The organism is Candidatus Protofrankia californiensis, from assembly GCF_900634765.1.
Taxonomy (GTDB): Bacteria; Actinomycetota; Actinomycetes; order Frankiales; family Frankiaceae; genus Protofrankia; species Protofrankia californiensis.
In genome coordinates this window covers 7,384-13,441 of record NZ_CAAAFT010000387.1, presented here as the reverse complement: position 1 = coordinate 13,441, position 6,058 = coordinate 7,384, and the positions used below count along the sequence as shown (strand labels likewise).

Genomic DNA, 6,058 nt, shown 5'->3' with positions numbered 1-6,058 from the left:
CCGAAGCCGAAGCCGAGGATGCGTGTGCCCACGAACGGCGCCCGTACCGCGATGAGCGGACGCCCGTCCGCCCGCCGGTCCGCGGCAATCGCCAGACGCCGCCGCGCCAGCGCGGCCACGAGCTGCTCGGCCCGCGCGTCGCGGTGGAGATCACCATGGACCGCGCGGGCGAAGGCCACTCCGTCGGCGTGCGCCCCGACGGGCGGGCGACCGGCTGCGAAGGCCGTGAACCTGGACCGGAAGGCGGGCAGGGACGACAGCGCCGGCCATGCTCGCGCGACCGCGTCCGCGCGTTTGTCGAGCAGCGCGACCCGGGTTGCCCCGACACGGTCGGGGTCGAATCCGGCGGGGAGCGGCCCGCCGGCTACCAGCGCACGGACGAGGTCGCCCTGCGCCTGCCGCAACTCGCTTCCGGCATCGCAGTCGCCTCCGGCATCGCAACCGTCCTGCCCGTCCTGCCTCCCGGCTCGCGATGTGGGGACGATCATGGGACGTGTCCGGCCGCGGCGGCGACGGCGTCCAGCTCATCGGTGAGCTCCCGGACGGACGGGTAGCGACCGTCGCGTTCGAGCATGATCGCTGGAGTCCTGCCGGAGTCTGCGGCAGCGGGACAGGAATGATCACGCTGCCGTTGGCCCGCCGGGTCCGGATACGGATACGGATAGCGGTCGGCCACCTCGCGCACCAGATCGAGGACCTCTCCGGTGACGGGATGGGTGTGGGTGTCGTGGTAGAGCCCGTCGCGTACGACCCCACCCGCCACATGGATGTAGGCGATGCGCTCCCACGGCAACGCCTCGAGGAAGCGGTGCGGGTCGACTCCGTGGTTGATCCGGTCGGCGTGCAGGTTGGCGAGGTCCAGCAGGAGCAGCGCGCCGGTGCGCTCGGCCAGTTCGGTGAGGAAGTCGGCCTCGCCGAAGTCCGCCTCGGGCCAGCGCAGCAGCGCGGCCGGGTGCTCCAGGGCGAGCGGTACCCCGAGCTCGGCGGACACTGCCCGCACGTTCGCGACCAGCACGTCGAGGGCTTCGCGGGTGCGCGGGACCGGCAGCAGGTGACCGGCTTCGAGGCCGTCGGCCCGCACGAACGCGACATGCTCGCTTACCAGCGGCGCCCGCAGCCGCTCGGCGACGGCGGCCAGATGCGCGACCCGCGCCGGCTGGAGCGGGTCGGCGCCGCCGAGCCCGAGGCCGACGCCGTGCGGCACCACCGTCACGCCGCGCTCGACCAGTTCGTCGAGACCGGCCGGCAGGGGGCCGTGGGTGTGCAGGGTCTCGGCTATCACCTCGACGAAACGCAGGTCCGTCCGATCGACGATGAAGGCGGCGAGCTCCGGTCGCCAGCCGATCCCCAGCCCGTGCAGTGGCGTACCGGCGCCCGGTCCGGACGTGGTGGTCATTCGCCACCGCCACCACAGCCGCCGCCACCGCCGCCACCGCCGCCGCAGGAGGACCCGCCGCCGCAGGAGGACCCGCCGCCGCAGGACGACCCGCCGCCGCAGGACGACCCGCCGCCCGAGGAGGAACTGTTCGAGTTGGGGGAGAAGGGGAAGCCGAGTTGCCGGGCGAGCACGGGATCGGTCCGCCACAGCACGATCGGGCTGAACAGGGCGACGGCCACACCGCGCTGACCGGGAATCCCGCCCAGGCCCAGGCTCCGCGCGAGCACACGGGCGTCCCGCAGGAGCCGGCGCCCGGCCCGCGTGGTCGTCGGGGTGATCGTCGCCATGATGGCGACCGTGGACATTATGAACGCGGCCGGCAGGTAGAAGAAGGCGCCGATGTCGCCGGCCACGAGGGCGAACGGGAAGCCGAGCAGACCCGCGGCCACCATGATTAGGAATACCCGGCGCAGTTGCCGGAGCCTGCGGATCTGTTCCGCGGGCGGCACGAGGCGTGCCGCCTGTAATCCGGCGCGGGTGGCATGTGCGGCCGGGCTGCCTGCAACGATCCGTTTGACGCGGGCGAGCCGGATTTCGCCTGCTGCGGCGATGGTGCTGTGCACCGCACGGGTGATGTCATGCCCCCCTGTCGGCGGGGGGCCGACCGCGATGAGCGAGGAGCGCCGGGTTCCCGGGGCGATACGGCCCTCGTCGTACAGGGAGACGACCGCCGCCTCGACCGCCCGCCTCGGTCCGCCGGCAAGGAAGCCGAGATCCTCCAGGGGGAGGCTGCGCGGATCCACGGGTGGTACGTCATGGGAGCGCGACAGGACGACCCGCGTACCGATTATGACGATCAGCAGGATCAACAGGAGCGTCAGATACGCACCGAAGAATGTCACCGTGGCCCCGTCCGGTGCGATGAACCGGTGGCGATCACCGGCCCGGCCGGAACTCGGACCACGTGTCCGGTCGTCACCTGCCCGGTCACCATGCGCCGTGCCATTACGTGTCGTGCCATTACCTGCCTGCCGGTCGGGGGTTCAGCGGTGAGGGGCTCGGTGGGCGTGGCGAATGCGGTGGTTGCTGCCGTCATGCCGCTCATCATGTTGCGTCCCCTCCGATTCTCGGCGTCCCGATCTCGTGTGTAGCCCGTGGCCGGGCCTGGACGGTTTGTTTCAGTGATATCTGTTTGTTCCGGCGGTATCTGACAGCGTCGACCGTCCGGCGCGGCCGGAGGCAGGAGTGTCCGGCTTCCGACGCCATGGTGACCCGGACCCGAACCGGCTCTTGAACCCGGTCCCGGTCCCGGAGCCGGAGCCGGCGCACCGGGAGTCGACGCACCGGTGGTGCGATCCGTCGCCAACCCTGACACGTTGATCAAAGCCTTCTGTCTCGACCTAGATCACCTCGACCCGCATAGCGATGTGAATGCGGTTCGTTCCGGCAGCATCGGATTCACATCGTCAGCGGGGTCAGTGGAGCCATCGGGCTGCTTGCATGATCATGAAACTGTGTGTATAAGTTTTCATTCATGGGGACGCCATGGGGATGACAGCGGCGGTGGCCGGGGCGAGTGGGTACGCGGGCGGGGAGCTGTTGCGTCTGCTGCTCGGGCATCCGGAGATCGAGGTCGGTCCGCTGGCGGCGGGCTCGTCGGCCGGGCGGGACGTTATCGAGGTCCACCCGCACCTTCCCGATCTTGCGGGCCGGGTCTTCGTCGACACGCCGGCCCTTGTAGGCGTCGACGCCGACATCGTCTTTCTCGCGCTCCCGCACGGCGCGTCCGCCGGCGTCGCGGCGACGCTGCCGGACGGTGCCCGCGTCGTCGACCTGGGCGCCGACCACCGGCTCGCCGACGCCGACGCCTGGCGCCGGGCCTACGGTGGCGAGCACGCGGGCACGTGGACGTACGGGATGCCGGAGCTGCCTGCGGCACGGGAGGCGATCCGGGCCAGTAGCCGGGTGGCGGCCCCGGGCTGCTATCCGACCGCGGTCACCCTCGCCCTCGCCCCGCTGCTGGTCGCGGGGCTGGTTGCGGCCGAGGACATCGTCGTCGTGGCGGCCAGCGGTACGTCGGGTGCTGGCCGGTCGCCCAAGGTGAACCTGCTCGGCAGCGAGGTCATGAACGACCTGACCGCCTACAAGGTTGGTAACCACCAGCACCGCCCGGAGATCCTGCAAGCCCTTGGCGGGCTGGTCGACACGCCCGTGTCGATGTCGTTCACCACGGTCCTGGCGCCCATGCCGCGCGGCATCCTCGCCACCTGCACCGCCCGTCTCGAACCGGCGGTGACCACGGACGCGCTGCGCGGCGCGCTGCTCACGGCCTATGCCGACGAGCCGTTCGTGCGGGTCCTGCCGCCGGGACGGTGGCCCCACACCGCGGCGACCTTCGGCGGCAACGCCGTCCACCTGCAGGTCACGGCGGACGAGCAGGCGGGACGGGCGGTGGTTGTCGCCGCCGTCGACAACCTGTGCAAGGGAGCCGCGGGCCAGGCGTTGCAGTGCGCGAACCTCATGCTCGGCCTGCCGGAAACCAGCGGCCTGACCGCGCAGGGGGTAGCCCCGTGACCTGTTCCACCGACAGTAGCCATACAGGCAGTAACCGTGCACAGGTAAGCCATGGCCGTCCGAAGGCATGCCATGATCATCCGAAGGCGGGAGGAGTAACCGTGGGGGTCGGATCATGAGCGTCACAGCGCCGGCCGGTTTCCGGGCCGCGGGAGTGGTGGCCGGGCTCAAGCCGTCCGGACGTCCGGACGTCGCCGTCGTCGTCAACGACGGCCCCCTCGACACGGCCGCCGGCGTGTTCACCCGCAACCGGGTGCAGGCCGCGCCGGTGCAGTGGTCCCGGCAGGTGCTCGCCGACGGTCGGCTGCGGGCGGTCGTGCTGAACTCCGGCGGCGCCAACGCCTGCACGGGCCCTGCCGGTTTCGCCGACACGCACCGCTGCGCCGAGCACACCGCGACCCTGCTCGGCATCGGGGCCGGTGAGCTCGCCGTGTGCTCGACCGGGCTGATCGGGGTGCGCCTGCCCATGGAACTGCTGCTGGCCGGCGTGGACAAGGCGGTCGCCGAGGCGTCGGTGACTGGCGGTGGCGCCGCCGCCGAGGCGATCTGCACCACCGACACCGTCAGCAAGCAGGCGGTGTGCGCGGCGGAGGGGGTCACGGTCGGTGGGATGGCCAAGGGCGCGGCCATGCTCGCGCCCGCGCTCGCCACGATGCTGGTGGTGGTGACCACGGACGCGGTCGTCGACCCGCCGACCGCCGACCGGCTGCTGCGGGACGCCTGCCGTACCACCTTCGAGCGGGTGGACTCCGACGGCTGCATGTCCACCAACGACACCGTGCTGCTGCTGGCCAGCGGCGCGTCCGGGGTGAGCATCGCGCCCGAGACGCTCGGCGGGCTGGTGACCGACACCTGTGCCGATCTCGCCGGGCAGCTGGTCGCCGACGCCGAGGGGTCGACCAAGACGATCGCCGTCACCGTCACCGGCGCGGCCGGCGAGGAGGACGCCCTCGAGGTCGGCCGGGCGGTGGCGCGGTGCAACCTGCTCAAGTGTGCGCTGTATGGCAATGACCCGAACTGGGGCCGGGTGCTCGCGGCGGTGGGAACCACCCGCGCCGCGTTCGAACCCGACGCCCTCGACGTCGCGATCAACGGGGTGTGGGTGTGTCGCGGTGGCGCTCCGGGGGAGCCGCGTGAACTCGTCGACCTGGCGGGCCGGGAGGTCAGCATCCGGATCGACCTGCATGCCGGCGCTACCGAACTGACGGTCTGGACGAACGACCTCACCGACGGCTACGTCTACGAGAACTCGGCGTACTCGACGTGAGCGCACTACCCGCCCCGGACCGGTCGGCGACGCTCGCGCGGGGTCATGCCGCCCTGGCCAAGACGCGGGTGCTCGTCGAGGCGCTGCCCTGGCTGTCGCGTTTCCACGGTTCCACCATCGTGATCAAGTATGGCGGTCACGCGATGAGCGACCCGGCGCTGCGCGAGGCGTTCGCAGCCGACGTGGTGTTCCTGCGCTACGCGGGTCTGCGGGTGGTCGTCGTCCACGGCGGTGGGCCGCAGATCACCGCGCACCTGAACCGACTGGGCGTCGAGTCGGTGTTCGCCGGCGGGCTGCGGGTGACCACCCCGGAGACGATGGAGATCGTCCGGATGGTCCTGGTCGGTCAGGTCAACCGGGACGTCGTCGGGCTGGTCAACAACCACGGCCCGTTCGCGGTGGGCCTGTCCGGCGAGGACGCCAACCTGTTCACCGCGCAGCGGCGCCCGGCCGTCGTGGACGGCCGGGAGGTCGACATCGGCCTGGTCGGCGACGTCGTCGAGGTCGCCCCCGAGACCGTGACCGCCCTGCTCGACTCCGGCAAGGTGCCGGTGGTCGCCACCGTCGCCCGCGGGATCGACGGCGGGGTGTACAACGTCAACGCCGACACCGCCGCCGCCGCGCTCGCCGCCGCGCTCGGCGCGGCGAAGCTGGTCATCCTCACCGGCGTCGAGGGGCTGTACGCGGACTGGCCGCACAGCGACGAGGTGATCAGCGAGCTGACCGCCGGGGAGCTGGCGAACCTGCTGCCCACGCTGACCGCGGGAATGATCCCGAAGATGGAGGCATGCCTGCGGGCGGTACACGGTGGTGTCCCGCAGGCCCACGTCCTCGACGGC

Annotated in this window: 5 protein-coding genes and 1 pseudogene; 3 read left to right on the top strand and 3 right to left on the bottom strand. The window is 71.8% G+C overall.

The features are described from left to right. The 3 genes and pseudogenes from DD1DGNOD_RS27330 to DD1DGNOD_RS19825 form a co-directional block, all read right to left on the bottom strand. Positions 1-488 (bottom strand): annotated as a pseudogene (locus tag DD1DGNOD_RS27330) (DUF692 domain-containing protein); the annotation flags it as partial. Beyond that, positions 485-1,396 (bottom strand): DUF692 domain-containing protein, encoded by a 912-nt coding sequence (locus DD1DGNOD_RS19830; protein ID WP_131768005.1) that lies wholly within the window; start codon positions 1,394-1,396, stop codon positions 485-487. The gene DD1DGNOD_RS19830 and the pseudogene DD1DGNOD_RS27330, both read right to left, overlap by 4 nt. Beyond that, on the bottom strand, positions 1,393-2,280 hold the full coding sequence (locus DD1DGNOD_RS19825; protein WP_131768004.1) for a TIGR04222 domain-containing membrane protein: 888 nt from the start codon (positions 2,278-2,280) through the stop codon (positions 1,393-1,395). The genes DD1DGNOD_RS19830 and DD1DGNOD_RS19825 overlap by 4 nt, the downstream gene beginning before the upstream one ends. A 643-nt stretch (positions 2,281-2,923) precedes the next feature. Here DD1DGNOD_RS19825 and argC point away from each other — a divergent pair. The 3 genes from argC to argB form a co-directional block, all read left to right on the top strand. Then, positions 2,924-3,952: an N-acetyl-gamma-glutamyl-phosphate reductase gene (gene argC / locus DD1DGNOD_RS19820; RefSeq protein ID WP_131770796.1), complete on the top strand. Its 1,029-nt coding sequence runs from the start codon at positions 2,924-2,926 to the stop codon at positions 3,950-3,952. 115 nt (positions 3,953-4,067) lie between these two features. Continuing rightward, the gene (argJ, locus tag DD1DGNOD_RS19815; RefSeq protein WP_131768003.1) at positions 4,068-5,219 is read left to right on the top strand and encodes a bifunctional glutamate N-acetyltransferase/amino-acid acetyltransferase ArgJ; all 1,152 of its coding nucleotides are present in this window, start codon (positions 4,068-4,070) and stop codon (positions 5,217-5,219) included. Beyond that, positions 5,216-6,058, top strand: an 843-nt coding sequence (argB, locus tag DD1DGNOD_RS19810) for an acetylglutamate kinase (RefSeq protein WP_241255853.1), incomplete at its 3' end; no start/stop codon positions are given. The genes argJ and argB, both read left to right, overlap by 4 nt.

Excerpts from the sequence above, each read along its gene's own strand:
- argJ (WP_131768003.1), top strand. The coding sequence starts at position 4,068 with ATGAGCGTCACAGCGCCGGCCGGTTTCCGGGCCGCGGGAGTGGTGGCC.
- DD1DGNOD_RS19830 (WP_131768005.1), bottom strand. The coding sequence starts at position 1,396 with ATGACCACCACGTCCGGACCGGGCGCCGGTACGCCACTGCACGGGCTG.
- argC (WP_131770796.1), top strand. The coding sequence starts at position 2,924 with ATGGGGATGACAGCGGCGGTGGCCGGGGCGAGTGGGTACGCGGGCGGG.